This is a genomic window from Bradyrhizobium sp. 956_D2_N1_4 (assembly GCF_052076025.1).
GTDB lineage: Bacteria > Pseudomonadota > Alphaproteobacteria > Rhizobiales > Xanthobacteraceae > Bradyrhizobium > Bradyrhizobium barranii.
In genome coordinates, this window is sequence record NZ_CP197237.1 from 1,115,261 (window position 1) to 1,140,314 (window position 25,054).

24 protein-coding genes are annotated in these 25,054 nt (G+C 64.9%); 8 read left to right on the plus strand and 16 right to left on the minus strand.

From position 1 onward, the window contains the following. Window positions 1-20: 20 nt before the first annotated feature. Window positions 21-1,466, plus strand: a complete 1,446-nt coding sequence (pdxR, locus tag AB7535_RS05245) for a MocR-like pyridoxine biosynthesis transcription factor PdxR (RefSeq protein WP_085403957.1) — start codon at window positions 21-23, stop codon at window positions 1,464-1,466. 61 nt (window positions 1,467-1,527) lie between these two features. On the opposite strand, the gene AB7535_RS05250 is transcribed toward pdxR, so the two are convergent. From AB7535_RS05250 to AB7535_RS05270, 5 genes are read right to left on the minus strand one after another with little or no spacing between them, the layout of a single operon-like run. Continuing rightward, a complete protein-coding gene (locus AB7535_RS05250; RefSeq protein ID WP_085403956.1) occupies window positions 1,528-2,751 on the minus strand; it encodes a bifunctional alpha/beta hydrolase/OsmC family protein in 1,224 nt (407 codons plus the stop codon). A 25-nt stretch (window positions 2,752-2,776) separates the two neighbouring features. Beyond that, entirely contained in the window at window positions 2,777-3,439 is a 663-nt protein-coding gene (locus tag AB7535_RS05255; RefSeq protein ID WP_085403955.1) for a sulfite oxidase-like oxidoreductase, read from the minus strand. A gap of 3 nt (window positions 3,440-3,442) precedes the next feature. Beyond that, window positions 3,443-4,777, minus strand: a complete 1,335-nt coding sequence (locus AB7535_RS05260) for an MFS transporter (RefSeq protein WP_439037234.1) — start codon at window positions 4,775-4,777, stop codon at window positions 3,443-3,445. 32 nt (window positions 4,778-4,809) lie between these two features. Beyond that, window positions 4,810-6,030, minus strand: a complete 1,221-nt coding sequence (locus tag AB7535_RS05265; RefSeq protein ID WP_085403953.1) for a cytochrome P450 — start codon at window positions 6,028-6,030, stop codon at window positions 4,810-4,812. A gap of 59 nt (window positions 6,031-6,089) precedes the next feature. Next, entirely contained in the window at window positions 6,090-6,299 is a 210-nt protein-coding gene (locus AB7535_RS05270) for a ferredoxin (RefSeq protein ID WP_007607931.1), read from the minus strand. A gap of 150 nt (window positions 6,300-6,449) precedes the next feature. Between AB7535_RS05270 and AB7535_RS05275 the strand changes: the two genes are divergently transcribed. Next, window positions 6,450-7,097, plus strand: coding sequence for a TetR/AcrR family transcriptional regulator (locus AB7535_RS05275; RefSeq protein WP_063984718.1), 648 nt, complete (start codon window positions 6,450-6,452; stop codon window positions 7,095-7,097). On the opposite strand, the gene AB7535_RS05280 is transcribed toward AB7535_RS05275, so the two are convergent. The 4 genes from AB7535_RS05280 to AB7535_RS05295 all read right to left on the minus strand — a co-directional run bounded on the left by AB7535_RS05280 (window position 7,094) and on the right by AB7535_RS05295 (window position 11,142). Further along, on the minus strand, window positions 7,094-7,732 hold the full coding sequence (locus AB7535_RS05280; protein ID WP_085403952.1) for an aspartate/glutamate racemase family protein: 639 nt from the start codon (window positions 7,730-7,732) through the stop codon (window positions 7,094-7,096). The two genes, AB7535_RS05275 and AB7535_RS05280, sit on opposite strands and share 4 nt — an antisense overlap. Before the next feature lie 158 nt (window positions 7,733-7,890). Further along, window positions 7,891-8,904 carry an amino acid ABC transporter substrate-binding protein gene (locus AB7535_RS05285; RefSeq protein ID WP_063984716.1) on the minus strand — a complete coding sequence of 338 codons (1,014 nt, stop codon included), beginning with the start codon at window positions 8,902-8,904 and terminating at the stop codon, window positions 7,891-7,893. Window positions 8,905-8,916: 12 nt separating this feature from the next. Then, window positions 8,917-10,266, minus strand: a complete 1,350-nt coding sequence (locus AB7535_RS05290; protein WP_085403951.1) for an aspartate aminotransferase family protein — start codon at window positions 10,264-10,266, stop codon at window positions 8,917-8,919. 3 nt (window positions 10,267-10,269) lie between these two features. After that, window positions 10,270-11,142, minus strand: a complete 873-nt coding sequence (locus AB7535_RS05295) for a MurR/RpiR family transcriptional regulator (protein WP_135215962.1) — start codon at window positions 11,140-11,142, stop codon at window positions 10,270-10,272. A gap of 87 nt (window positions 11,143-11,229) precedes the next feature. Here AB7535_RS05295 and AB7535_RS05300 point away from each other — a divergent pair, with 87 nt between their 5' ends. The 3 genes from AB7535_RS05300 (at window position 11,230) to AB7535_RS05310 (ending at window position 13,909) form a co-directional block, all read left to right on the plus strand. Continuing rightward, window positions 11,230-12,417 carry an amino acid ABC transporter permease gene (locus AB7535_RS05300; RefSeq protein WP_439037235.1) on the plus strand — a complete coding sequence of 396 codons (1,188 nt, stop codon included), beginning with the start codon at window positions 11,230-11,232 and terminating at the stop codon, window positions 12,415-12,417. Between the two features lie 2 nt (window positions 12,418-12,419). Then, on the plus strand, window positions 12,420-13,529 hold the full coding sequence (locus AB7535_RS05305; protein WP_085403948.1) for an amino acid ABC transporter permease: 1,110 nt from the start codon (window positions 12,420-12,422) through the stop codon (window positions 13,527-13,529). A gap of 197 nt (window positions 13,530-13,726) precedes the next feature. Further along, window positions 13,727-13,909, plus strand: coding sequence for a hypothetical protein (locus AB7535_RS05310; protein ID WP_135215961.1), 183 nt, complete (start codon window positions 13,727-13,729; stop codon window positions 13,907-13,909). A gap of 53 nt (window positions 13,910-13,962) precedes the next feature. Here AB7535_RS05310 and AB7535_RS05315 read toward each other — a convergent pair whose 3' ends face one another. Together AB7535_RS05315 and AB7535_RS05320 are read right to left on the minus strand one after the other, a co-directional pair. Then, window positions 13,963-15,381 carry an amidase gene (locus AB7535_RS05315; RefSeq protein WP_135215960.1) on the minus strand — a complete coding sequence of 473 codons (1,419 nt, stop codon included), beginning with the start codon at window positions 15,379-15,381 and terminating at the stop codon, window positions 13,963-13,965. 115 nt (window positions 15,382-15,496) lie between these two features. Beyond that, entirely contained in the window at window positions 15,497-16,273 is a 777-nt protein-coding gene (locus AB7535_RS05320) for an SDR family oxidoreductase (RefSeq protein WP_085403946.1), read from the minus strand. 159 nt (window positions 16,274-16,432) lie between these two features. Between AB7535_RS05320 and AB7535_RS05325 the strand changes: the two genes are divergently transcribed. Beyond that, on the plus strand, window positions 16,433-17,506 hold the full coding sequence (locus AB7535_RS05325; RefSeq protein WP_063984708.1) for a tartrate dehydrogenase: 1,074 nt from the start codon (window positions 16,433-16,435) through the stop codon (window positions 17,504-17,506). 200 nt (window positions 17,507-17,706) lie between these two features. On the opposite strand, the gene AB7535_RS05330 is transcribed toward AB7535_RS05325, so the two are convergent. The 5 genes from AB7535_RS05330 to AB7535_RS05350 form a co-directional block, all read right to left on the minus strand. Then, on the minus strand, window positions 17,707-18,348 hold the full coding sequence (locus AB7535_RS05330) for a suppressor of fused domain protein (protein ID WP_071915765.1): 642 nt from the start codon (window positions 18,346-18,348) through the stop codon (window positions 17,707-17,709). 167 nt (window positions 18,349-18,515) lie between these two features. Then, the gene (locus AB7535_RS05335) at window positions 18,516-19,589 is read right to left on the minus strand and encodes a malate/lactate/ureidoglycolate dehydrogenase (protein WP_071915764.1); all 1,074 of its coding nucleotides are present in this window, start codon (window positions 19,587-19,589) and stop codon (window positions 18,516-18,518) included. Between the two features lie 11 nt (window positions 19,590-19,600). Next, window positions 19,601-20,512: an NAD(P)-dependent oxidoreductase gene (locus tag AB7535_RS05340; RefSeq protein WP_085403945.1), complete on the minus strand. Its 912-nt coding sequence runs from the start codon at window positions 20,510-20,512 to the stop codon at window positions 19,601-19,603. A gap of 12 nt (window positions 20,513-20,524) precedes the next feature. Then, window positions 20,525-21,775 (minus strand): Zn-dependent hydrolase, encoded by a 1,251-nt coding sequence (locus tag AB7535_RS05345; protein ID WP_085403944.1) that lies wholly within the window; start codon window positions 21,773-21,775, stop codon window positions 20,525-20,527. A 32-nt stretch (window positions 21,776-21,807) separates the two neighbouring features. Then, window positions 21,808-22,725 carry a LysR family transcriptional regulator gene (locus AB7535_RS05350; protein WP_085403943.1) on the minus strand — a complete coding sequence of 306 codons (918 nt, stop codon included), beginning with the start codon at window positions 22,723-22,725 and terminating at the stop codon, window positions 21,808-21,810. Between the two features lie 119 nt (window positions 22,726-22,844). On the opposite strand from AB7535_RS05350, the gene AB7535_RS05355 reads away from it, so the two are divergent. Both AB7535_RS05355 and AB7535_RS05360 read left to right on the plus strand, forming a co-directional pair. Then, complete coding sequence (locus AB7535_RS05355; RefSeq protein WP_071915761.1) at window positions 22,845-23,660, plus strand: putative hydro-lyase; 816 nt, start codon at window positions 22,845-22,847, stop codon at window positions 23,658-23,660. Between the two features lie 89 nt (window positions 23,661-23,749). Continuing rightward, window positions 23,750-24,994: an ABC transporter substrate-binding protein gene (locus AB7535_RS05360; RefSeq protein WP_085403942.1), complete on the plus strand. Its 1,245-nt coding sequence runs from the start codon at window positions 23,750-23,752 to the stop codon at window positions 24,992-24,994. Window positions 24,995-25,054: the final 60 nt, after the last annotated feature.

The following is a 25,054-nucleotide window of genomic DNA, read 5'->3' on the forward strand; positions in this document are numbered from 1 at the left end:
CCAGATCGGAAAGGAATAAGGTGCCAGTTTCGGAAGGTGTGATCTCCGCCCTGATCGAGCTGAAGCGGACCGACGACGAGGGGCTGACGGCGCAGCTGACGAGCCAGCTGCGAAACCTGATCGCGACCGGTCGGCTCGGCAAAGGCCGCGCGCTGCCGTCGAGCCGCCGGCTCGCGAGCGACCTCGGCGTCTCGCGCAACACCGTTACTTATGCCTTCGAGCAGCTCGCCGCCGAGGGATATCTCGAGGCGTCGCACGGTCGTCGTCCCATGGTCACGGTCGACGGCGGCCGTAACGAAGGGACGGGCGCGGTCGCACCGAGCGTCCGCTCGGGCAAGCCGCGGCTCTCGCCCTGGGCGTCGAAGCTCAAGCAGACCGACTGGCCGATGTCCTATCAGGCGCCGCTAAAACCCCTGCGTCCGGGGCATGGAGATGCGCGGGAGTTTCCACACGAAGTGTGGGCCCGCTGCCTGCGCCGCAGCGCGGTGCGCGCAGCCAAGCGTGAGCTTGGACCGGTCAACCGGACGCGCCTGCGCCGGGCGCTGGCGCATTATCTGGCCGCCAGCAGGGGCGTCCGCGCCGCCGCGGACCAGATCCTGATCCTGCCGAGCGCGCAGGCCGCGCTGACCCTGATTGCGGCTGCGCTCATCACGCCCGGCGACGATGTCTGGGTCGAGGACCCCGGCTATCCCGGCGCTGCGGCGGCCTTCCGCGCCTCCGGCGCGCGCGTGATGGGGATGAAGCTGGATGAGCAGGGCATGCAGCGGATGCCGGGCATGACCGCGCCAAAGCTCATCTTCATGACGCCCTCGCATCAGCATCCGACCGGGCGGCTGATGTCGCTCGCGCGCCGCACCGAATTCCTGGGCATGAGCAGGCCAGGCGAGACCTGGATCGTCGAAGACGATTACGACGGCGAATTCCACTATGACAGCCGGCCGGTGCCGGCCTTGCAGGGGTTAGACGCCCATGGCCGCGTGTTCTATGTCGGAACGTTTTCGAAGGCGATGACGTCGGATATCCGGCTCGGCTATGTCGTCGCGCCACCAGGGCTGGTCGGCACCCTCGAGATCGCACAGCGGCACATCGGGCTGATCGCCTCCAGCCACATCCAGGAAGCGCTGGCGGAGTTCATCGCCGACGGGCATTTTCTCGCGCATCTGCGCCGGATGCGGCGGCTCTATCACGCGCGCCGCGATCACCTCGTCGAGGGACTGGAGTGCCATCTGGGCGAAGTTCTGTCCGCCGAAGTGCCGTCGGGCGGCATCCAGCTGGTCGCCCGCCTCAAGCGCGGTCGCGCCGATCAGGCGGCGGTACAACGGCTGGTCGAGGCAGGCGTCGAAACGCGGGCCCTGTCCAGCCTGGCGCTCGGCCGTCCACGCGACCATGGCCTGCTGCTCGGCTTCGCGGCCTGGCGCGAGAATGAGATCAGCGCGGCGGTGCGGACGATGGCGTCGTGCTTCTAGAGCATGATCCGGAAAAGTGTGAAGCGGTTTTCTGAAAAGATCATGCTTAAACAATAACGCGCTAGTCCACGGCCTTCGTCACGATGCGGATCTCCGAGGTCAGCGTCCGGTGCACCGGACATTTGTCGGCGATCTCCATCAACTTCTTGCGCTGCTCCGCGTCGAGCGCGCCGTCGATCGCGATGTCGCGCTCGATCTGGTCGAGCATGCCATCGCGCGTCTCGCACTCCGCGCAGTCCTTGGCGTAGATTTTCGAATGCTTCAGCGTGACCGTGACGCGATCGAGCGGCAGCGATTTGCGATCGGCATAGAGGCGCATGGTCATGGAGGTGCAGGCACCCAGCCCGGCGAGCAGGAAGTCGTAAGGGCCGGGGCCGGCATCCTCGCCGCCGGCCGCGACCGGCTCGTCAGCCACCAGGTGATGCGGGCCGACGGTGATGGCCTGGTTGAACTTGCTCTTGCGGGTTTCCTGCACCACCACTTTGCGCGGCTCTTCCGCGAGATCCATCGCCTTCGCGGGCTTCGCGGTGTCGATGTAGCGGCTGGCCCAGGCCGCGATCACGTCGGCCGCGTAGAGGGCGTCGGCCGGCTTGGTCAGGAGATGATCGGCGTGGTCGAGCGAGACGAAGCTCTTGGGGTGTCTTGCCGCAACGAAAATCTTGGTCGCATTGTCGATGCCGACGGTGTCGTCGACAGGTGACTGCATCACCAGCAGCGCCTTGTGCAGGCCGGTGATGTCCTTCATCAGTTCTTGCTCGGCGATGTCGTCGAGGAATTCGCGCTTGATCCGGAACGGGCGCCCCGCGAGCGAGACCTCGACTTCGCCCTGCGCGCGGATGCTGTCGAGATGCTCGCTGAACAGACCGGTGACGTGAGCGGGATCGGACGGCGCCGCGATGGTCACGACAGCCTTGGCTTCCGGAATCCTTCCGGCCGCGGCGAGGATCGCGGCACCGCCGAGGCTGTGGCCGATCAGGATCGATGGCGCCGTGCGGAGCTGGCGCAGATGATCGGCGGCGCGCACGAGGTCGGCGACGTTGGAGGTGAACGTCGAATTGGCAAAATCGCCTTCGCTGGAGCCGAGCCCGGTGAAGTCGAAGCGCAGCACCGCAATGCCCGTGGCGGCGAGCGCGACCGAGATGCGTTTTGCTGCCAGCGTGTCCTTGCCGCAGGTGAAGCAGTGCGCGAACAGCGCGTAGGCCGCGGGCTCGCCATCGGGCAGTTCCAGCGCGGCGGCTAGTTGATGGCCACCTTCGCCGGTGAATTGAAAGCGTTCGGTCGGCATGGGTTTCCCCCGTCCTTGCTTGAACTTAATCGCTTGAATAACGCTGCTCGGCCCAGGGATCGCCGCGGTTATGATAGCCGCGGACTTCCCAGAAGCCCGGCGCGTCCTCGGTCAGGAACTCGATGGCCTGGAGCCATTTGGCGCTCTTCCAGAAATACAGATGCGGCACGACGAGCCGTACCGGGCCGCCGTGCTCTTCGGTCAGCGGCTGACCCGACCAGCTGTGGGCGAGCAGCGCGTCTTCGGCGGCAAAGTCTTCCAGCGTCAGGTTGGTGGTGTAGCCGTCATGGGAATGCAAGACAACGAAGCGCGCGTCCTCGCGCGGCCGGCAGGCTGCCAGCAGTTCGCGCGTGGCGAGCCCTTCCCATTGATTGTCGTAGCGCGACCAGGTCGTCACGCAGTGAATGTCGGAGGTGAACTGCGCCTGCTTCTGCGCTGCGAATTCGGCAAACGTCCAGAATACGGGGGTCTCGATCGCACCGTAGACGTCGAGCCGCCAGCGCTCGCGCGAAACCGGCGGCACGACTCCGAGATCGAGCACCGGCCAGTCCTTGGTGAGATGCTGGCCCGGCGGCAGCCGCTGATCCTCCGGTCGCGTAACGCGGCCGGTGAGGAAGCGGCCTTCGCGCGCCCATTTCTCCTTGGTGCGCGTCAGCTTGCTGTCGGGCGGCTCGTTGTCGTCGGCCATGAGCTACTCGTGGCGGTGCATCGCGGAGGCGTGCTTGGTGTCACGCATGGTGGAATAGATGATCAGCGACAAACAGATGACGCCGGCGAGATAGTAGTAGAACCACTCCTCATGCCCGATGCTCTTGAAATAGAGCGCGATCGCCGGCGCCGTACCGCCGAAGATCGAGACCGTGATGGCGTAGGGCAGGCCGACACCGAGGGCGCGGACATTGGTCGGGAACAGCTCGGCCTTCACCAAGGCGTTGATCGAGGTGTAACCGGCGACGAACAACCAGGCGCAGCAGATCAGGATGAAGGCCATGAAAGGCGACTTGGTCTCCTTCAGCGTCATCAGCAGCGGCACGGTCGCGAGCGTACCCGCGACGCCGAAGAAGATCAGCAATGGCTTGCGCCCGATCTTGTCGGAGATCGCGCCGTAGATCGGCTGCAGGATCGTCGCGAAGATCAGCGTGCCGAAAATCACGAAAGTGGTCTGGTCCTCGGTCAGGCCGACCGAGAGCTTGACGAACGTCTGCATGTAGGTGGTGAAGGTGTAGAACGCCGCGGTGCCGCCGGCCGTGAGGCCCACTACCAGCAGCAACTCGCGCGGGTAGCGTAGCAGATTGGCCAGCGAGCCGGTCGGCTTCACCACCTTCTTGGCTTCCTCGAAGGCCTCAGTCTCGTGCAGATTGCGCCGCATCACCGCGGCAAAGATCGCCAGCGCCGCGCCGATCGCAAACGGGATGCGCCAGCCCCAGGCCCTCAGCTCCTCCGGCGTGAGGAAGACCTTTTGCAGGAGCAGCAGCACGATGATCGCGGTGAGCTGGCCGCCGATCAACGTGACGTATTGAAAGCTCGAATAGAAGCCGCGATGCTTGGGATCGGCAACCTCGCTGAGATAGGTTGCGCTGGCACCATATTCGCCGCCGAGGCTCAGGCCTTCGATGACGCGGGCGAGCGCCAGGATCACCGGCGCGGCGAAACCGATGGTCGCATAGGTCGGCGTCAGCGCGATGATCAGCGAGCCGAAGCACATGAAGACGACGGATAACGTCAGCGAGATACGCCGGCCGAAATGATCCGCGATGTAGCCGAACAGCCAGCCGCCCAAGGGGCGCATCAGGAAGGTCGCCGCGAACACCACGGCGACGTTCAATTGCTGGACGACGGGGTCGTTGCCGGGGAAGAAGGCCGGAGCGAAATAGAGCGCGAACGCCGTATAGGCGTAAAAATCGTACCACTCGACGAGATTGCCGATCGAGCCGATGAAGATCGCCTTGATCCGCCGTTTGGCGTCGGCGATGTCGATGTCGATATCGATGTGATCAGAGGCCGGTAGGGTTGCTTGCTCTGTCACGTCCGGCCTCTCTCCGTTGGTCTTGGAAAGGCCTACATCGCCTTTCCGAACAGAAATGGCAACTGGCGGGGGCCTCTCACCGTGCCCTGTGACCAGGTCACCGTGCCTGCCGGATCGAGGGAGAAGTCCGGGATCCGCTTCAGCCATTCCTCCAGCGCAACCTGCATCTCCATGCGTGCAAGGTTGGAACCGACGCAGCGGTGGATGCCGAGGCCGAAGGCGGCATGGCGATTCTCCCGGCGGTCGATCACGACTTTGTCAGCGTCCGGAAACATCTTGGGGTCGCGGTTGGCGGCCGGGAACGACAGCAGCACCATGTTGCCCGCCTTGACCGGGCAGCCCGAGATCGTGGTCTCCTTGACCACCTCGCGGGCCATGGTCACCGGCGAATAGGCCCGCAGCAGCTCCTCCACGGCGATCGGGATCAGCCCGGGCTCGGCGATCAGCCGTTCGCGGTCGGCCGGCGTCCGGGCGAGATGCCAGAGCGAGGAGCCGATCGCACTCCAGGTGGTGTCGATGCCGGCGATCAGGAGCAGCCGCAGCGAACCCAGCACATGGGACTCTTCCAGCGGCTGGCCTTCCTTGTCCTTGGCGTTCATCAAATAGGAAATCAGGTCGTCGGTCGGCTTCGATCTGCGCTCCTCGATATGCGTCCTGAAATAGGCGCTCATCTCCTGCACGGCCTGGAGCAGCTTGTTCTCGTCCTTGATGCCGAGCTCGAGGATCATGTGGATCCAGTCGATGAACAGATCGCTGTCGCTCTCGGGAATGCCGAGCATATGGGCGATGGCCTGAACCGGGATATATTTGCTGTAGCGCGCTGCGGCATCGACCTTGCCATCGGCGATGAACCCGTCGATCAGCTCGTTGCAGATCGCGCGCATCCGCGGTTCCAGCTTCTTCATCGCGTCCGGCGTGAAAGGCGGCAACAGCAATTGCTTGGCTGGCTTGTGCACGGGCGGGTCGGAGGTGATCGGCGGAGCGGCGTTCCTGGCGACTTCGGGCCGAACGTCACGGACGATGATGCGGCGCGAGGAGAAATGCTCGGTGTCGTTGGCGATCTCGCGCACCGCCTCATAAGTCGTCGGCATGTAGCAGCCGAGGAAGCGCTTTGTATGCACCACCGGGCTCGCGGAGCGAAGCTCCTCCCAGATCGAGAACGGATCCTCCGTCCATTGCGGATCGGTGTGGTCGAAATCGTTGACCCAGTCGGTGACGGGCGGGTGGGCGACAGGCTGGCTGACGTCGGACATGGCAGGAAATCCCTCAGGGCTCGTGTTCGCTAAAAGCACGCAAGCGGGCAGGGGCCGCGCTACTCCTCGATCACATCGATTGCGATTTCCGGGCAATTGGATTTGGCAAGCCAAGCCTTGTCTTCGAGGCCGGGCGGCACGGTGCCGTCCCCGGCCTCATGGGCGTTGCCGTATTCGTCGAGCTCGAACAGCTCCGGCGCGAGCGCCTTGCAGCGCGCGTGGCCCTGGCATTTATCGGGATCGACGTGAACCCTCAGTCGCTCTGTCATGGCGGCTTCCTCGGTCGTGTGCGCGGGACGAAGGCCGCGCGTTCCTCATGTCAATTTTATCGGCGGCATTTGTCGCCGCTTTAAGTTATATCCTATTACATTCGCGGCGGGCTTCCCCTGTCAAGGGCAAACTTATAGGCTTGACGCAACATGCGTTCACAACTCGTCCGTAAGCCGGAGAATACCTACCACCATGGCGATCTCCGTGACGCCTTGATCAAGGCTGCGCTGCGCGAGGCGGAGCAGGGCGGTGCCGAGGCGATCAGCATCAAGGCGCTTGCCAAACAGCTCGGCGTCTCGCAGCCGGCGCCGTATCGGCATTTTGCCGACCGTGATGCGCTGCTAACTGCGGTGACGGCGGAGGCGTTCCGGCAGCTCAGTGCACTTCTGCGCGAGGCGATGGCGAAGCCGTCGAAGCAATCGAAACTGTCGCGGCTGGCGCAGGCGACGCTCGATTTCGGTCTGCGCCGCAACGGCATCTATCGCCTGATGTTCGCTTCCCGCACCGTGTCATGCGCGGCGAAGGGCAGCGAGCTGCACGACGCCACGCGCGAGACTTTTGCGCTGGTGATCGAAGCCCTCGAGGCACCGGCGGTCGGCTTCTTGCGCGAACGGCAAGCCCTCAAGATCTGGGCGGCGTTGCATGGCGTCGTGATGCTGGCCGAGCAGGGCCTGTTCACCGGCGAGGCCGCGCATGCCACGCGCGAGGAACTGGTCGAGGACTTTGTGAACGAAACGAAGGCCGCGCTTGCTGCTGCGATCAAGGATGCGCGTCGTCGGAAAAAGGCCGGCGCCTAGGCCTTCGCTTTCAGCAGCCTCATCAACTTGTCGACCGCGCTGTCCGGGGTCGTCACGACCGGGCGGCCGGTGGCTTCGGCGACCAGCGGAGCGGTTGCCGCGATGCTGAATTGCGCGAGCGCAATGACGTCGCAATCGCGCAAGTCCTTTGAAGCCTCGACAATCAGCCTGTCGTGCGTGGCGCGATCGCCGCGATCGAGCGCCGCCAGCGCGCCCTCAGCGAGTTTCGGCACGACCTGGGCGGAGGCCGGAAACTCCGGTGGCATCGAGGCCAGTGTCGGCGGGAAGGTCGAGAGCAGGCCAATGCGCTTGCCCATGGTCACGGCCTGCTCGATCATCGCCTCGTTCGGCTTCAGCACGGGCATCGGCGCATGTGCGCGCGCGACGGCCTTGATGCAGGGGCCGAAGGCCGAGCAGGTGAACAGGATTCCGTTCGCTCCCGTAGCTGCCGCATAGTCGCCGAGCGCGAGGAAGCGCTCGGTCATGGCATCGTTGAGCACGCCGTCGCGGGCCAGATCCGCCGACAGGCTGTCGTCGAGCAGGTTCATCAGCCGCGCCTCCGGCCACGCCTTCGCGAACGCGGCCTCGATCGGCGCGATGGAATGCTTGAGGGCGTGGATCAGGGCGATGCGCATCGGTGTCTCTTCTCCCTCTCCCCGTTCTTACGGGGAGAGGGGCGGGGTGAGGGGCTCTATCCACGTTGAAGGTGAGGGATGAATTCGCGGAGGCTCCCCCTCACCCGACCGCTGCGCGGTCGACCTCTCCCCGCAGGCGGGGAGAGGTGAAGCACCGTTTACTTAAACGGCACCGCGTACATCAAGCCGCCCTTGCTCCAGAGGCCGTTGAGGCCGCGGTCGAGCTTGAGCGGGCTCGCCTTGCCGACATTGCGCTCGTAGATCTCGCCGTAATTGCCGGTGGCCTTGATCACCGTCACCAGCCATTTGTTGTCGAGACCGAGCCGCGAGCCGAGGTCGCCGGAGGCACCCAGCAGGCGCTGGACCGCCGGCGTCTGTGACTTCGCCATCTCGTCGACATTGCCTTGCGTGACACCGAGTTCCTCGGCCTCGATCAGGCCGTAATGCAACCAGGTGATGATGTCGCTCCAGACTTCGTCACCGTTGCGGGTGAACGGCCCGAGCGGCTCCTTGCTGATGGTCTGCGGCAGCACGACGTAGTCGGCCGGATTCGGCGCCGCGGTCGTCACGGCGCCGGCGAGCGCGGAGGCATCCTGGGTCATGGCATCGCAGCGGCCGCCGAAGAAGGTCTGGTACATGGTGTCGACACGGTCGAATACCAGTGGCTTCCAGTCGATGCCGTTAGCGCGGCCGTAATCGCCGAGCGTGACCTCATGCGTGGTGCCCTGCGCGACGCAGACAGTCGCACCCTTCAAATCCTTGATCTCCTTCACGCCGAGGTCCTTCTTCACGACAAAGCCCTGGCCGTCGTAGAAGTTGACCGGACCCTGGCGGAGGCCCAGCGTCACGCCACGCAGATAGGTCTGGGTCGAGTTGCGGTAGAGTACGTCGATCTCGCCCGATTGCAGCGCGGTGAAGCGGTTCTGCGCGGTCAGCGAGACGTAGCGCACCTTGCTGGCGTCGCCGAGCACGCCGGCCGCGAGCGCGCGGCAATAATCGACGTCGAGACCCTTGTAATTGCCCTGCGAGTCCGGCGCGGAGAAACCGGCAAAGCCGGCGCTGACGCCGCAGATCAGCGTGCCGCGGCTCTTCACCGTGTCGAGCGTCGCCGCCGACGCGGCAACCGTCGATGCCGCGAGCATGCCGGCTACGATAACCACTTTCCTCATCATATGACTCTCCCCTCAGTGATTGACACTACGCAACACGTTGTCGACGGCGGTGCCGAGCTTGTCGACGATCAGATCGATCTCGGCAGCCGAAGCGATATAGGGCGGCGCCAGCAGCACATGGTCGCCACGGACGCCGTCCACGGTACCGCCACCGGGATAGCAGCTGAGCCCGTTGGCGAAGGCTTCCGCCTTGATCTTCTGGTTCAGCTTGAGCGCCGGATCGAACGAGGTGCGTCCGGCGCGATCGGCGACGAGCTCGATCGCCCAGAACAGGCCGCGGCCCCTGATATCGCCGACATGGCGGTGATTGCCGAAGCGCTCGGTCAGCCGCTGCTCGAGCTGTTTGCCGCGCTCCTTGACGCGGTCGAGCAGGCGGTCCTCGCGGATCACATCCTGCACCGCGAGCGCGGCCGCGCAGGCGAGGGGATGCGCCAGATAGGTGTGGCCATGCTGGAACGCGCCGGAGCCCGCGCGGATGGTGTCGATGATCTTGCCGCTCGCGAGCATCGCGCCGATCGGCTGGTAGCCGCCGCCGAGGCCCTTTGCGATCGCCTGGATATCAGGAGCAATGCCCTCCTGCTCCCAGGCGTGCGTCGTGCCGGTGCGGCCCATGCCGCTCATGACTTCGTCGAGGATGAGGAGGGCGCCATGCCGGTCGCAGATCTCACGCACCGCCTTGAAGTAGCCGTCCGGTGCCGTCACCGCACCGGCGGTGGCGCCGACAACAGGCTCTGCGAGGAACGCCGCAACGGTGTCCGGTCCAAGCCGCTGAAACTCGGCTTCGAGCTCCGCGGCCAGTCGCGCCACGAACTGCGCATCGGATTCGCCCTCGTGCTTCTCGTGATAGGCAAAGGCCGGCGTCACATGGCTGAAGGCGCCGGACAGCAGGGGCGCATAGGGCGCGCGCCGCCAGGCATTGCCACCGGCGGCGAGCGCGCCGAGCGTGTTGCCGTGATAGCTCTGCCGCCGCGCAATGAAGTGCTGCCGCTGCGGCTCGCCGCCTTCGATGAAATATTGCCGCGCCAGCTTGATGCTGGCTTCGATCGCCTCCGATCCGCCGCTGACGAAATAGGCGTAGGCGAGACCGCCGGGTTCATGCCCGACCAGCGTCTCGGCCAGCACCTCGGCCGGCTCGGAGGAGAAGAAGGCGGTGTGCGCATAGGCCAGCGTCGAGGCTTGTTTTGTCATCGCCGCGATCACGCGCGGATGCTGATGGCCGAGGCAGGAGACGGCTGCGCCGCCGGAGGCGTCGATCACGCGCCGCCCGCCCTCGGCGAAAAGATAGACGCCTTCGCCGCCGATCGCCTTGGGCGGCGTTTCGCGCAACGAACGGTGCAGCACGCGGCTGGTGCGAGCGGCCATGGGTCAACCTTTCTCTGGGACGTAAGTGGAGGCCGCGGCGAGCCGCGCCTCGGTGGTTTCCAGGCGCTTCTTGGCGGCCGTGCCACCGAGCGAGAATGTGACCGCCGCGAGCGATTGCGCAATCGCGATGGCACCCGTGAGACTCGGGAAGAAGCCGGGGGACGAGGCCGCCTCGAACAGCAGCACGTGGTCGGCGCCTTCGGCCATCGGCGCCGAGAGGCTGTCCGCGATCGCGATCAGCGCTGCGCCGGCACGATGGGCGGCCTGCGCAACACGGACGCTCGCATGCGTGTAGGGCAGGAAGCCGATGACGATGACGGCTTCGCCGGGACGAAAGGCGCCGAGATCGAGATCGTCGGGGCCGGATGCACCGACGAGTTGCACCTGTTCGGGACGGAACAGCCGGAGCTCGTAGTTCAAGAGCTCCGCGACGCCCCGGCAGCTTCGGTAGCCGGCAATCCAGATCCGCTTGGCGTCGTGCAGCGCGCGGGCTGCATCCGCAATCGGCTGGGCCGGAATGCGCAGAAGGCCGGCGCCCTCGGCCTCGAGCTTGTCGGTGACGAGCGCGACATCGGCGTTCGGGCCGTGACGGCGGCTCTTGGCGCGGCCGGAGAAAGGTGAGATCTGCGATGGCCGCCGCGCTTCGGTGAGCGCCGCGCGCAACTGGTCCCAGCCGGAATAGCCGATGGCCTTGGCAAGCCGCGTGAATGCGGCCGGGTCGGCGCCGGCCTCGGCGGCGAGATCGCGCATCGAACGGGTGGTGGCGTCGTAGTCATTGGCGGCAACGAAGCGGCCGACCTCCTGCAGGCGCAGGGGGAGCGATGGCAACGCAATGCGCAGTTCGCTCAAGGGCGAGGATTTCGCGGGCTCGGCCATGAAACATTTGTTGCACGATTTTCAGATTGGTGCAACAGTTGACGTGCGCCGCCGGAAATCGTTGCTCTTGAGAAGGGTTTTTGTGCTGTGACTTCAGACAGTCCGAGACCGCCGCCCTGCCGTCGCTTCTTCGGCGGATTTGGGCGCCGAGAGCTGCAAGGCCTGTTCTGGCAGGTGCTCGTCGTCGGGATCGTGCTTGGGGTTGTCGCCTTCCTCTGGTCCAACACCGTCACCAATCTCTCGGCCCGCCGCATCACCACCGGCTTCGCTTTCCTCGGCCGCGAAGCCGGCATGCCGATCGCCGACAGCCTGCTCGCCTATAATCCGAGAGACACGTACCTGTGGGCCTTCGTCGTCGGCATCGCCAACACCTTGCGCGTCGCCGTGATCGGCATCGTGCTCGCGACGATCCTGGGCACGCTGATCGGCATTTCGCGTCTCTCCGCCAACTGGCTGTTGTCGCGGCTCGCCGCCGTCTATGTCGAAACGCTCCGCGACATCCCGCTGCTGCTTCAGCTCCTGTTCTGGTACGTCTTGATGCAGGCACTGCCGGCCGCGCGCGCGGCCTGGCGGCCGGTCGAGGGCGTATTTCTGTCCAATCGCGGCCTGATCCTGCCGGCAATCCCGCTGGGCTCGCCGCAGCTCTGGGTGCTCGGTACAGCCGTGCTCGGGCTTGCCGTGTTCTATCTCATCAGGCGATGGCTGATCGCGCAGCAGATGCGCGACGGCAAGCCGCGGCCGGCGTGGCCCTTTGCGGTTGGCCTCATCGTCGCGCTGCCGGCGGCAATGTCCGTGGCGCTTGGTGTGTCCTGGAAGATCGAATGGCCGGAGCTGCGCGGCTTCAACTTCGTCGGCGGGCTGACGCTCGCGCCGGAGTATTTCGCGCTGCTGATCGCGCTCGTGACCTATACCTCGGCCTTCATTGCCGAGATCGTGCGCAGCGGCATCCAGTCCGTGCCGCGCGGACAATGGGATGCCGCCAATGCGCTCGGCTTGCGCCGCAGCTTCATGCTGCGCCAGATCATCCTGCCGCAGGCGCTGCGCGTCATCGTACCGCCGATGACGAGCCAGTATCTCAACCTGACCAAGAACTCCTCGCTCGCGGTTGCGATCGGCTACCAAGACGTAGTGTCTGTCGCCAATACCACGCTGAACCAGACCGGGCAGGCGATCGAGGCCATCGCGCTGATCATGGCGGTGTTCCTGACCATCAGCCTCGGCATCAGCTTCTTCATGAACTGGTACAATTCGCGCATCGCGCTGGTGGAGCGCTGATCATGACGGCGATCACCGACATTCCGGACGCCCCGCGCGCTGCCCGCCGCCCGCAGATGGGCAATCCGGTGCTGCGCTGGCTGCGCACCAATTTGTTCTCGTCGATTCCCAACGCCGTTCTTTCGGTCGTGCTGCTGGCGATCCTCGCCAAGGGCATCTTCAGCTTCGTGCAGTGGGGCATCGCGAATGCCGTGTGGCTCACGCCGGCAAACGACTCCAGCGCCTGCCGCGCCGCGCGCGGCCTCGGTGCCTGCTGGGCGATCATCCCCGAAAAATATCGCTTCATCCTGTTCGGCACCTATCCGTTCGACGAGCAGTGGCGGCCGGCGCTGTCGGTGGTGCTGTTCATCGCGCTGTTCTATCTCTCCACCCGCCGCGCCCTGTGGCGGCGCGAGCTGGCCTATATCTGGATCGGCGCGCTCGCGTTGATCAGCGTACTGATGTGGGGCGGCGTGTTCGGGCTCTCCTTTGTGTCGCAGGACCGTTGGGGCGGATTGCCGGTGACGCTGATCCTGGCGACGTTTGGTCTCGCGTTCGGCTTCCCGCTCGGAATCCTGGTCGCACTCGGCCGGCGCTCAAAGCTGCCGGCGATCCGCTCGCTCTCGGTGCTCTATGTCGAGCTGATCCGCGGCGTGCCGCTGGTGAGTCTGTTGTTCATGGCGAGCGTGATGTTTCCGCTGTTCATGCCGAGTGGATTCAACATCGACAAGCTGTTGCGCGCGCAGATCGCCATCATCCTGTTCGCGGGCGCCTACCTTGCCGAAGTCATCCGTGGCGGCCTCCAGGCCGTGCCGCGCGGGCAATATGAGGCCGCCGATGCGCTGGGGCTGTCCTACTGGCGCAAGCATCGCCTGATCGTCCTGCCGCAGGCGATCCGCCACGTCATCCCGCCGCTGGTCAACACCTTCATCGCTTTCTTCAAGGACACCAGCCTGGTCCTGATCATCGGCATCTTTGACCTGCTGACGACGGCCAAGACCGCGATCATCGATCCCGCCTGGCAGCAATTCTCGGTCGAGGTCTACATCTTCGTTGCCGCGATCTACTTTGTGTTTTGCTTTGCGATGTCGCGGTACAGTCGCGGCCTGGAGGCGAATACCGCCTCGAGGTGAGCGGCTTTCCCCGCCGCGGGAGCGGGCCAGAAGCGCTGGAAGCCCATACTGGAGCGCGAAATGCTTATGCCGCGCCTATATCGCGTGCCTGGATTCAAACTGGCAATCCTACGCGGCGAGATCCATCTGCAATTTGCTGGTGGCACTCACAAGAGGCACGTCACATCATGATGAAATCAGTTCTCGCAGCGTCGGCCATGCTGGTCGCGCTTTGCTCCGCCGCCTCTGCCCACGAGGCAATGAATCACTCGCACATGGCTTCGGCGGCCACCGCCCAGATGTCGGAAACGCATCCGAACTCCTTCGCCTTCGCCGCTCCAACGGATGAGGCCGGATACGATGCGCATCGGTATCACGGCGGGCCGAAAGCGAACGACTAAGGTCTGACCGGCGCACGGCGGGGGACGGCCAAGCCTCCGCCGTGCGGCCCGCGTCAGGCCTTCACCTTGGGATCGATCGGCGTGGAGCCGCGCAGACCCAGAATATCTTCCAATACCTTCGCGCCGGCGATCACCTGCGCATCCGCGCGCGGGGCACCGACGACCTGTACGCCGACCGGGAGGCCAGACGCCGTGAAGCCGCAGGGCAGCGACAGCGACGGGCAGCAGGCGAGCGTGATAGCGTAGACGATGCCGAGCCATTCGACATAGTTCTCGAACTTCTTGCCGGCGCATTCGGCGACATAGCGGTGCTCGATCGGGAAGGGCGGCACGATCGTGGTTGGCGTCAACAGCAGGTCGTAGTTTTTGAAGAACTCGATCGCGCGCGCGGTCATGCCGACGCGTTGCGCCTCGGCGCGCGCGAGCTGCTCGACGGTGAGCTTGAGGCCTTCCTCGATGTTCCAGATCACCTCGGGCTTCAGGAGGTCGCGCTTGGTCCGCAGCAGATTGGCCTTGGTGATCGCGAAATCGAAGGCGCGCAGGACGTGGAAGCATTCATGCGCCTCGCGCCAGTCCGGATGCGCTTCCTCCACGATCGCGCCGGCCTCCGCAAAGCGTTCCGCGGCCTTGCGCGTGATCGCCTTGACCTCTGGATCGACCGGCGTGATGCCGAGATCGGGCGAATAGGCGATGCGCTTCGGCTTCTTGCCTGACTGCGCCGCCGACAGGAACGAGGTCGCAGGCGCCGGCAGCGACAGCGGGTCGTCCGCATAGTCGCCGCTCATGGCATCCAACAGCAGCGCAAGATCCTCGACGTTGCGCGCCATCGGCCCCACCACGCCGAGATTGCGGTCGATCGCCGATTTGGGCGTATGCGCGACGCGGCCGATGCTCGGCCGCATGCCAACCACGCCGCAGAAGGCCGCGGGGCTGCGCAAGCTGCCGCCCATGTCGGAGCCCTGGGCGAGCCAGGCCATGCCGGTGGCCAGCGCCACCGCCGCGCCGCCGGAGGAGCCGGCCGCAGACTTCGTCGTATCCCAGGGATTGAGCGTCGCGCCGAACACTTCGTTGAACGTGTTGGCGCCAGCGCCGAATTCCGGTGTGTTCGACTTGGCGTAGACGACCGCGCCATTGCCTTCGAGGTTCTCGACCATGAGATCGGACTGCTTGGGCACATTGTCCTTGAAGATCGGCGAACCCTGCGTATTCAGCACGCCCGCGACATCGGTCAGGTCCTTGATCGGTACCGGCAGGCCCGCGAGCAGCCCGCGCGCGCCGGCCGGCTTCTGCATCAGCGCCTTGGCGTTGTCCCGCGCGCGATCGAAGCATAGCGTCGGCAGTGCGTTGACCTTGCCGTCGACCTCACCGACGCGCTTCTCCAGCACATCCAGAAGCTCGAGCGGCGAGACGTCGCCGGATCGCAGCTTGTCGACGACGGTGCAGGCCGTTTCTCGGATCAGGTCTTGAGACAACTATTTTACTCCTGTGCTTATTCATTCGTCGTTGCGAGCGCAGCGAAGCAATCAGAACTGCCACAGCGGATGCATTTCTGGATTGCTTCGCTGCGCTCGCAATGACGGGAAAAAACTAACCCCAGCCCGCGCTGATGCCGCCATCCACGGTATAGATGACCCCCGACGTATATCCGGCGCGATCAGACGCCAGGAACGCCATGAGATCGCCGATCTCGCGCGCATGCGCGGGCCGGCCGAGCGGCAGGCTCTTCTGGAATTCCTTGTAACGGCTCTCATCGCCGAACTGGTGCTTTGCCCGCGTCTTGAGCAGGGTGACGTGGCGATCAGTGCCGACCGGGCCGGGATTGATGCCGACCACGCGGATGTTGTCGGCAAGGCTCTTGCCGCCGAGCGCGCGGGTGAAGGCCATCAATGCGGCGTTGCCGGCGCTGCCGCAGATGTAATTGGCGTCGAATTTTTCGCCGGCCGCGCCGATGTCATTGACGATGACGCCGCCGCCCTTCGCCTTCATCTGCGCGTAGATCTGCCGCGTCAGGTTGACGTAGCCGAACACTTTCAATTCCCAGGCGTGCCGCCAGGTCGCCTCGTCGATCTTGTCGATCGAGCCGCCGGGGATGTCGCCGGCATTGTTGACGAGCACGTCGATATCGGCGGCTTCCGTCGCGAGCCGCGCCAAATCCTCGGCCTTGCGCAGGTCCACGATGCTCGTCGCGGCATCGATCTGGTGCGCGGAGCGCAGACGGTCCGCCAGCGCCTTGAGCTGGTCGCCGCTGCGGGCGGCGAGCAGGAGGTTTGCGCCCTCCTCGGCAAACGCCTCGGCGGCGGCTGCGCCAATGCCTTTGGACGCGCCCGTGATCAGGACGCGCTTGCCACGCAGATGCAGATCCATGAAGGGTACTCGCTCGGTGGGAACATCAGGATCAAACCAGTAGGCGCTCGGCCGCGCCACGGTCAACATTGCAGTGCAGCGTTGCACTGCTGCCGAGTTTGGTCCATTGCAGTGCGGTCAAAAAGGCGGCGGCTGCCGGACCAACCAAGGACGTTCTCGATGAGCAAGAAACAGTACCGGATTGCAGTCATTCCCGGCGACGGCATCGGCAAGGAAGTGATGCCCGAGGGCCTGCGCGTTCTCGAGGCAGCGGCGAAGAAGCACGGGGTGTCCCTGCATTTCGACCATTTCGACTTCTCGTCCTGGGACTATTACGAGAAGCACGGCCAGATGATGCCCGACGACTGGAAGGAAAAGATCGGCAAGCATGACGCGATCTATTTCGGCGCCGTCGGCTGGCCGGCCAAGATTCCGGATCACGTCTCGCTGTGGGGTTCGCTGATCAAGTTTCGCCGCGAGTTCGACCAATACGTGAATTTGCGCCCGGTGCGGCTGATGCCCGGCGTGCCGTCGCCGCTGGCGAACCGCAAGCCCGGCGACATCGATTTCTGGGTGGTGCGCGAGAACACCGAAGGTGAATATTCCTCCGTCGGCGGCCGCATGTTCCCGGACACCGACCGCGAGTTCGTGACGCAGCAGACGGTGATGACCCGCATCGGCGTCGACCGCATCCTGAAATTCGCTTTCGAGCTCGCGCAGTCGCGGCCGAAGAAGCACCTGACCTCGGCGACCAAGTCGAACGGCATCTCCATCACCATGCCCTATTGGGACGAGCGCGTGGAGGCGATGGCGAAGAAGTTTCCGGGCGTGAAGTGGGACAAGTACCACATCGACATCCTGACCGCGAACTTCGTGCTGCATCCGGACTGGTTCGACGTCGTGGTCGGCTCGAATCTGTTCGGCGACATCCTCTCCGATCTCGGCCCGGCCTGCACCGGCACCATCGGCATCGCGCCATCAGGCAACATCAATCCCGAGGGCGATTTCCCCTCGGTGTTCGAGCCGGTGCACGGCTCGGCACCCGACATCGCGGGGCAGGGCATCGCCAACCCGATCGGCGCGATCTGGTCCGGCGCGATGATGCTCGAGCACCTCGGCGAGAAGGAAGCCGGCAAGTCGATCGTCGATGCGATCGAGCGCACGCTCGCCGAACGCACGCTCCGCACCAAGGATCTCGGCGGCAACGCCGACACCACCGCCTGCGGCAAGGCGGTTGCGGATATGGTGGATTGAGGCGGCAGATCTTCCCCTCTCCCCTTGTGGGAGAGGGTGGCTCGCCGCGTAGCGGCGAGGCGGGTGAGGGGTCTGTCTCCGCAGAGACGGGCCTCCCGTCCGAGAAGTTTTTCTTCGCGGAGAGAACCCCTCATCCGGCGCTTCGCGCCACCTTCTCCCACAACGGGAGAAGGGAAGGGCAGCGGTGTTTTTGGCGCACCCTAGACATACGATTTCCGCGTTGGATCGAAGATCGGCGGATAGTCGTTCTCGTCGAGTAGATCGAGAAACGGATCGAGCCCCCTGGACTTGATCAGCCCGAGCTCCTGATGCGAGATCAGGTTCACGGTCAGGATCTCCACGGGATCGCTCGCGATCTCCAGCGCCTCGGCGATCTGCTTATCGGGGCCGATGATCGGTGTGAGAAACAGGAACGTCTGGAAGTCCGTTCCTGCAACCGGCGGACACGGCAGCGCGACGTGATGACCAAAACCGAACCAGGTCGTGTCGATGAACGGCAGATTGGCGAGCCAGCGCAGATTGGCGCAAACCTCCTCTGTCGGCTCCCGGACATACCACATCAGCTCGGCACGTGGCTTTGCGTCGCCATGCACCCCCGGCATTCGCTGTTCGCTCATGCCGTTGGTCAGAAGCACATAACCTTCGTCAGATCCCTCTTCGCACACCGGCACGAAATCGCGGCCAAAGGCGTGGATGTCGATGCGGCGCTCCGCGCTGTCGGTGAAGCTGTGCTCGGGCTCGCCCAGCTCGCTTTCATAGATCGCGAGCCGGTGCCGGTAGAAGTCGGTTTCGGGTAACGGCTCGCTCGAGCCGGACATGAGCTTTGCAAGACGGGAGAACATGTGAACCTCGAGGGCGGATGTGGACCGGGATATCCGCGTTGTCGCGAGACGACGCGGGCCGGTTCAAATCCGTTCCACGAGTGCGGTGATGCTTCGCTTTAGTCCAGACCTCGTTGCGCGATAGTGCACTTGGCCGGGCTATTCTCAGCGATGCGCTTCGTTCCCGACTAGCCCGCGATCTTCTCGATCGCCGCCTGATCCAGCCCGAACTTCGTCCCGGCCTCCAGGATTTCCTGCCAGGTGGTCGGGTCGACCGGAATGCCTTCGGCCAGACGCTTCTTCCTGGTCTCGCGCTCGGGATCGCCGGCGATCTTCACCTTGTCGACGCCGGGAGCGGGCGGCGAGCCGGTGTGCCAGGCAACAAAACTCTCGACCTCGCTCGCAAGGTTGTCGCCGGTGCCGAGCTTGTTCGGGTCGATGACGATCGAGAGCATGCCGTTGAGGACGTTGTACTTGCCGTCGGACGGGCCCTTGACCACCTGCCCGCCGGAGAGCGCGCCGCCGAGGATTTCGCACACCAGTGCGAGGCCGGAGCCCTTGTGCTCGCCGAACGGCAGGATGGCGCCGTGCGGCGGGATCACGGTGTAGCGCGGGTTGGTGGTCGGCTTGCCTTCATTATCGATGATGGTGCCAGGCTCGAGTTCGACGCCCTTGTTGTGGGCGACGCGGGTCTTGCCCTGCGCGATCCTGCTGGTGGCGAAGTCGAGCACGATCGGGTCCTTGCCCCTGCGCGGGATGCCGACGCAGAACGGGTTGGTGCCGTGGCGCGCATCGCTGCCGCCCCACGGCGCCACGATCGGGCGCGAGATCACGTTGACGAAGTGGATCGAGACCAGCCCGTGGTCGATGCACTGCTCGGCCCAATGGCCGATGCGGCCGATGTGGTGCGAGTTGGAGAGGCCGACGAGACACACGCCGTTGCGCTTGGCGCGCTCTGCCGCCAGCTCCATCGCTTCATGGCCGATCACCTGGCCATAGCCGGTGAGGCCGTCGAGGGTGAGAAGCGGGCCGGTGTCGAGCACGACCTTGACGTGCGCGTTCACGGCGAGGCCGCCCGTGGTGACGCTCTGGACATAGCGCGGGATCATGCCGACGCCGTGCGAGTCATGTCCTCTAAGATTGGCCTCGACGAGGTTGGTGGACACGAGCTCGGCTTCGCGGTCCGTAGACCCGCCCGCCTTGACGATGGCACGGACGACGTTGGTGAGCGGCTCTGCCTTGATGGTGCGATAGTCGGCCATTGTTGTTGCTTTTATCCCTTCACGATCCGGCGGCAATGGACCCATGCCGCTTCAATCAGGTTCTCGCTCGCTTCCGGCGTGCGGAAGGCCGAATGCGCCGACAGCGTCACGTTCGGCAGTCTTGTCAGCGGATGGTCGCCGGGCAGGGGCTCGATGTTGAAGACGTCGAGGCCGGCATGGCGGATATGCCCCGACTTCAGCGCGTCGATCATCGCCTGCTCGTCGACGACCGCGGCACGCGCGGTGTTGATCAGGATGACACCGGGCTTCATCGCAGAAATCTTCTCGCGCGTGATCATGCCGCGGGTCTCGTCGTTGAGCAGCAGATGGAGCGACACGACGTCGCTTCTCGCCAGCAGCGTGTCGAGATCGGTGAACTCGACGCCAGGATGGCTCTTTGGCGATCGGTTCCAGGCGATCACCTTCATGCCTGAGCCGACCGCAATGCGTGCGACTTCCGCGGCGATGCCGCCGAAGCCGATCAGGCCGAGCGTCTTGCCGGTGAGCTGCATGCCATCCTCGCGCAGCCAGTTGCCGCCGCGCATCTCGCGATCCATCATCGCGATGACGCGGGCGGAGGCCCACATCAGCGCAATCGCGGATTCGGCGACGGCGGTGTCGCCATAGCCCTTGATCAGGTGCACGGAGATGCCGAGCTCGGCGAGTTCTTCCGGATTCATGTAGCTGCGCGCGCCGGTGCCGAGGAACACGACGTGCTTCAGCCCCGCGCATTTCTTCGCGACCTCGGTCGGCAGCGCGGTGTGATCGACGATGGCGATCTCGGCACCATCGAGGACTTCAGGATATTGCTCCGGCTTGATGTCGGGATCCCTGTGGATCCGCACCTTGGGGTCGCCGGGCTTCTCCAGCCGCTCCATGATCACGGCGAGGGCTTCGTTGGCGTCGACGAAAACTCCGCGCATGGCTCTCTCCGATCAGGACGCGACGCCGGCGATCGCCAGCACGGTATGCATCAGCACGTTGGTGCCCGCGGCGCAGTCGGGCTGCGTGGCGTCTTCCAGCTCGTTGTGGCTGATGCCGTCCTTGCAGGGCACGAACACCATCGCCGCCGGCATGACGGTGTTGAGGTTGCAGGCATCGTGGCCGGCGCCGGAGGTGATGCGGCGGGAGGAATAGCCGAGCGTCTTCGCTGCGTTCTCGACCGCCGCGATCAGCTTGGGATCGAAATGCGTCGGCGGCTTGCGCCAGACCAGGTCGATCTTGACCTCGACCTTGCGGCGCGCGGCGATCTCGGCAGTGGCGGCGCGCAGATCGCGATCGAGCGCGTCCATGATGGCGCCATCCGCGCTGCGGCAGTCCATGGTGAAGGCGATCTCGCCGGGAATGACGTTGCGCGAGGGGTTTGCGATCACGGCCTCGCCGATGGTGCCGACTGCTTTCGGCCCGTGCTTCTTCGCGATGGCCTCCATCGCCAGCACGATTTCGGAGAGCGTCGCGAGCGCATCGCGCCGCAGCGGCATCGGCGTCGATCCGGCATGGCTCTCGAAGCCGGAAATCTTGCCGTCGTACCAGAGCACGCCCTGGCCGGAATCGACCACGCCGATGGTCTTGCCTTCGGCCTCGAGGATCGGACCCTGCTCGATGTGCAGCTCGACGAAGCAGCCGAGCTTCTGGAAGCCGACCGGCTTGTCGCCGCGATAGCCGATGCTGTCGAGCGCCTGGCTGACGGTCGTGCCGTCGATATCCTTGCGCGACAGGATGTCGTCGGTGGTGAAATCGCCGACGTAAGCGGCGGACGCCATCATCGCCGGTGCGAAGCGCGAGCCTTCCTCGTTGGTCCAGTTGACGACGCAGATCGGCGCTTCGGTTTCGATGCCTGCGTCGTTCAGCGTGCGGATCACTTCCAGCGCGCCGAGCGTCCCCAGAATGCCGTCATACTTGCCGCCGGTCGGCTGGGTATCGAGATGCGAGCCGATGCCGACGGGCAGCTTCGACATGTCGCGGCCCTTGCGCAGGCCGAACTGTGAGCCGAGCGCATCGGCGTGCACCTCGAGGCCGGCGTCCTCGCAGGCCTTGCGGAACCAGTCGCGCACTTGCTTGTCTTCGCTGCTCAGCGTCAGCCGCCGCACGCCGCCCTTGGCCGTCCCGCCAAACTGCGCGGTCTCGTGGATGGAGCCCCAGAGGCGGGCGGAATCGATCTGCAGATTGGTGGCGGCTCGGCTCATGCGGTCGGTCTCTCGGTTGTCCGGCGCCTTTTTCAATGACGCGCCGGCGCGGACTCGTCAACCGCGAGGCTGCTCTGCGCAATCTGCCGTGCGAGCTCGGCGACGCGCTCCACCGCGACGACGTCAGGCGAGGCGAGCCAGCTCGCCGTGAATGTCAGCGGCGCTATGGCGAGATCGGTTTTGAGCAGTTGCAACCGCCCGTCGGCGAGCTCGTTCTCGACGATGGCGTCGGGGATCACGGCGATGCCGAGCCCTTCGACCGCCATGTGGATGACCGTCGCCAGCGATGCGGACGCATGCAGCCGGATCGGCGGCAGTTCCGGCCGGTCGAAGACTTCGCGCACGACCTCGTAAGGCCTGGTCTTGCGCGGGAAGGTGATGATCGGAAACCGCGCGAGGTCGGCGCGCGTCACCGGGCCGTTGCCGAGCCCGAGCGAGGGGCTTGCGAGAAAGCCGATCGGATAATCCGCGAGCACGCGATTGTGGACGCCCGAGGCCGACAGCGGCCCCACCACGAAGGCAAGCTCGATCTCCTGCGCGAGCAGGCGCGCAGTGAGGTTCGGCGTGATGTCGACCTCGATCTCCAGTGACAGGTTCGGATAGACTTCGTTCATGCTCTTGACGAGCCGCGGCAGCCAGGTGTGCACGATGGTCTCGGCGACGCCGAGGCGCATCACGCCGCGCATCGCCGAGCGGTCGCCGATCTCGGCGATCATCGCCGCCCTCAGACCGATCAACTTCTCCGCATAGACCATCATCTGCCGGCCGCTCGGCGTCGGCGAAGCAACGCGATGATCGCGGTTGAGGAGCTTTACGCCCATCTCGCGCTCGAGCTGGGCGATGCGCTGGGAGATCGCCGGCTGGGTCGTATTGAGCCGTGCTGCGGCGCCGCGAAAGCTGCCGAGCTTCACAACCCAAAGGAAGGTTTCGATCGACCTGAAGTCCAGCATGAGAAGGATTTTCCCGATCGATAAATCTAATTTATCAAGATCGATTAGAAAGGAAGATTAGACTTTATAGCATGCTTGGTGTTGGCTGTCTTTGTCGAGTTTATAGGCAGGTCGATCAAATGACTGTTTTGGTGGCAGCGCAGCAAACTGAAACGCCCGACACGCTCCCGAGCCGCCAGGCGCGGCTCGCCTATCGCGGCGGCCAGGTCGGATCTACTGCCGGCGTCGCCCCCGGCTTCGTCCAGGGCAATCTGGCGATCCTGCCGGCCGAATACGCCAGCGCCTTTCACCGCTTCTGCCAGCTCAATCCGAAACCGTGCCCGATCATCGGCATGTCCGACGTCGGCAGCCCGCACATCCCCGCGCTCGGCGCCGATCTCGACATCCGCACCGACGTGCCGCGCTACCGCATCTGGCGCGACGGCGAGGTGGTCGACGAGCCGACTGACGTGACCAAGCATTGGCGCGACGATCTCGTGACCTTCGTGCTCGGCTGCTCGTTCTCGTTCGAAGAGGCGTTGCTCGACGAGGGCATGCCGATCCGTCACATCGAGCAGAACGTGCGCGTGCCGATGTACCGCACCAACATCGCCTGCGGCGAGGCCGGTCCGTTCGCCGGTCCCATGGTGGTGTCGATGCGTCCGTTCAAGCCGGCCGATGCGATCCGCGCGGTGCAGATCACCTCGCGTTATCCCGCCGTGCACGGTGCCCCCGTGCATCTCGGCCATCCGCATTTGATCGGCATCAAGGATCTCGCCAAGCCGGATTACGGCGATCCCGTGCCCGTCGCCGACGACGAGATCCCGGTGTTCTGGGCCTGCGGCGTGACGCCGCAATCGGTGATCAACGCCGCCAGGTTGCCGTTCGCGATCACGCATTCGCCCGGCCTGATGCTGGTGACGGATCTGAAGAACCGGAACATGGCCGTGATTTAGTAGGCAGCGTTTGCTGCTTCTTCGGGCTTTACCGCGTCCATCAATCGCTCCATTCGATCAGTCGAAATTTAGTAACAGGGGACTTTGCCATGACGATCTCTCGCCGCGACGTGCTGCTTGGTGCCACAGCCACTGCCGCGCTGGTGCCGCTCGCTGCACGCGCCCAGACCTCCGAGGTCGTGATCGGCGTGATCTATCCGTTCTCCGGCGGCAGCGCGCAGCAGGGCGTCGACGCGCAGAAGGCCTATGAGACCGCGCTCGAGGTCATCAACAAGGACACCGATTTCGATCTGCCGCTGGCCAAGGGCGAGGGTCTGCCGGGCCTCGGCGGCGCAAAAGTCCGCCTCGTGTTCGCCGACCACCAGGCCGATCCGCAAAAGGGCCGCGCCGAGGCCGAGCGCCTGATCACGCAGGAGAAGGTCTCCGCGATCATCGGCACCTATCAAAGCGCGGTCGCCGTCACCGTCAGCCAGATCTGCGAACGCTACCAGATCCCGTTCGTCTCCGCCGACAACTCCTCGCCGAGCCTGCATCGCCGCGGCCTCAAATATTACTTCCGCGCTGCCCCGCATGACGAGATGTACTCGGCTGCGATGTTCGACTTCTTCGATGCCTTGAAGAAGAAGGGCACCAAGATCGAGACGCTGTCGCTGTTCCACGAGGACACCATCTTCGGCACCGATTCCGGCAACGCCCAGGCCAAGATCGCCGGAGAACGCGGTTACAAGATCGTCTCCGACATCAAGTATCGCGCCAATTCGCCGTCGCTGTCGGCCGAAGTGCAGCAGCTCAAGAGCGCCAATGCCGACGTGCTGATGCCCTCGAGCTACACCACCGACGGCATCCTGCTGGTCAAGACCATGGGCGAGCTCGGCTACAAGCCGAACGCGATCGTGGCGCAGGACGCCGGCTTCTCGGAGAAGGCGCTCTATGATGCCGTCGGCGACAAGCTCGAAGGCGTGATCTCGCGCGGCACCTTCTCGCTCGATCTCGCGCAGAAGCGTCCCATGGTCGGCAAGATCAACGAGATGTTCAAGGCGCGCTCGGGTAAGGACTTCAACGACCTGACCTCGCGCCAGTTCATGGGCCTGATCATCCTGGCCGACGCCGTCAACCGCGCCAAGTCGGCCGACGGCGAGAAGATCCGCGATGCACTGGCCGCGACCGACATCCCGGGCGAGCAGACCATCATGCCCTGGAAGCGCGTCAAGTTCGACGAGGCCGGCCAGAACAACGACGCCGACCCGGTGCTGCTGCAATATATCGGCGGCAAGTTCGTCACCATCTTCCCGCCGCAGGCCGCGATCGCCGAAGCGACCTGGCCGATGAAGTAAGATTGGGAAGCGGGAGCTCGGACGTAGCTCCCGCCCTCATCCTGAGGAGCGGGCGTAGCC

Bases quoted from the DNA above. Each gene is read 5' to 3' on its own strand.
- AB7535_RS05310 (WP_135215961.1), top strand. From the start codon at position 13,727: ATGCTGGTCGCGCTTTGCTCCGCCGCCTCTGCCCACGAGGCAATGAAT.
- AB7535_RS05250 (WP_085403956.1), bottom strand. From the start codon at position 2,751: ATGCCGACCGAACGCTTTCAATTCACCGGCGAAGGTGGCCATCAACTA.
- AB7535_RS05335 (WP_071915764.1), bottom strand. From the start codon at position 19,589: ATGGCCGACTATCGCACCATCAAGGCAGAGCCGCTCACCAACGTCGTC.
- AB7535_RS05270 (WP_007607931.1), bottom strand. From the start codon at position 6,299: ATGACAGAGCGACTGAGGGTTCACGTCGATCCCGATAAATGCCAGGGC.
- AB7535_RS05275 (WP_063984718.1), top strand. From the start codon at position 6,450: ATGCGTTCACAACTCGTCCGTAAGCCGGAGAATACCTACCACCATGGC.
- AB7535_RS05280 (WP_085403952.1), bottom strand. From the start codon at position 7,732: ATGCGCATCGCCCTGATCCACGCCCTCAAGCATTCCATCGCGCCGATC.
- AB7535_RS05255 (WP_085403955.1), bottom strand. From the start codon at position 3,439: ATGGCCGACGACAACGAGCCGCCCGACAGCAAGCTGACGCGCACCAAG.
- AB7535_RS05320 (WP_085403946.1), bottom strand. From the start codon at position 16,273: ATGGATCTGCATCTGCGTGGCAAGCGCGTCCTGATCACGGGCGCGTCC.
- AB7535_RS05355 (WP_071915761.1), top strand. From the start codon at position 22,845: ATGACTGTTTTGGTGGCAGCGCAGCAAACTGAAACGCCCGACACGCTC.
- AB7535_RS05265 (WP_085403953.1), bottom strand. From the start codon at position 6,030: ATGTCCGACGTCAGCCAGCCTGTCGCCCACCCGCCCGTCACCGACTGG.
- AB7535_RS05360 (WP_085403942.1), top strand. From the start codon at position 23,750: ATGACGATCTCTCGCCGCGACGTGCTGCTTGGTGCCACAGCCACTGCC.
- AB7535_RS05350 (WP_085403943.1), bottom strand. From the start codon at position 22,725: ATGCTGGACTTCAGGTCGATCGAAACCTTCCTTTGGGTTGTGAAGCTC.
- AB7535_RS05345 (WP_085403944.1), bottom strand. From the start codon at position 21,775: ATGAGCCGAGCCGCCACCAATCTGCAGATCGATTCCGCCCGCCTCTGG.
- AB7535_RS05295 (WP_135215962.1), bottom strand. From the start codon at position 11,142: ATGGCCGAGCCCGCGAAATCCTCGCCCTTGAGCGAACTGCGCATTGCG.
- AB7535_RS05340 (WP_085403945.1), bottom strand. From the start codon at position 20,512: ATGCGCGGAGTTTTCGTCGACGCCAACGAAGCCCTCGCCGTGATCATG.
- AB7535_RS05290 (WP_085403951.1), bottom strand. From the start codon at position 10,266: ATGGCCGCTCGCACCAGCCGCGTGCTGCACCGTTCGTTGCGCGAAACG.
- AB7535_RS05305 (WP_085403948.1), top strand. From the start codon at position 12,420: ATGACGGCGATCACCGACATTCCGGACGCCCCGCGCGCTGCCCGCCGC.
- AB7535_RS05285 (WP_063984716.1), bottom strand. From the start codon at position 8,904: ATGATGAGGAAAGTGGTTATCGTAGCCGGCATGCTCGCGGCATCGACG.
- AB7535_RS05330 (WP_071915765.1), bottom strand. From the start codon at position 18,348: ATGTTCTCCCGTCTTGCAAAGCTCATGTCCGGCTCGAGCGAGCCGTTA.
- AB7535_RS05325 (WP_063984708.1), top strand. From the start codon at position 16,433: ATGAGCAAGAAACAGTACCGGATTGCAGTCATTCCCGGCGACGGCATC.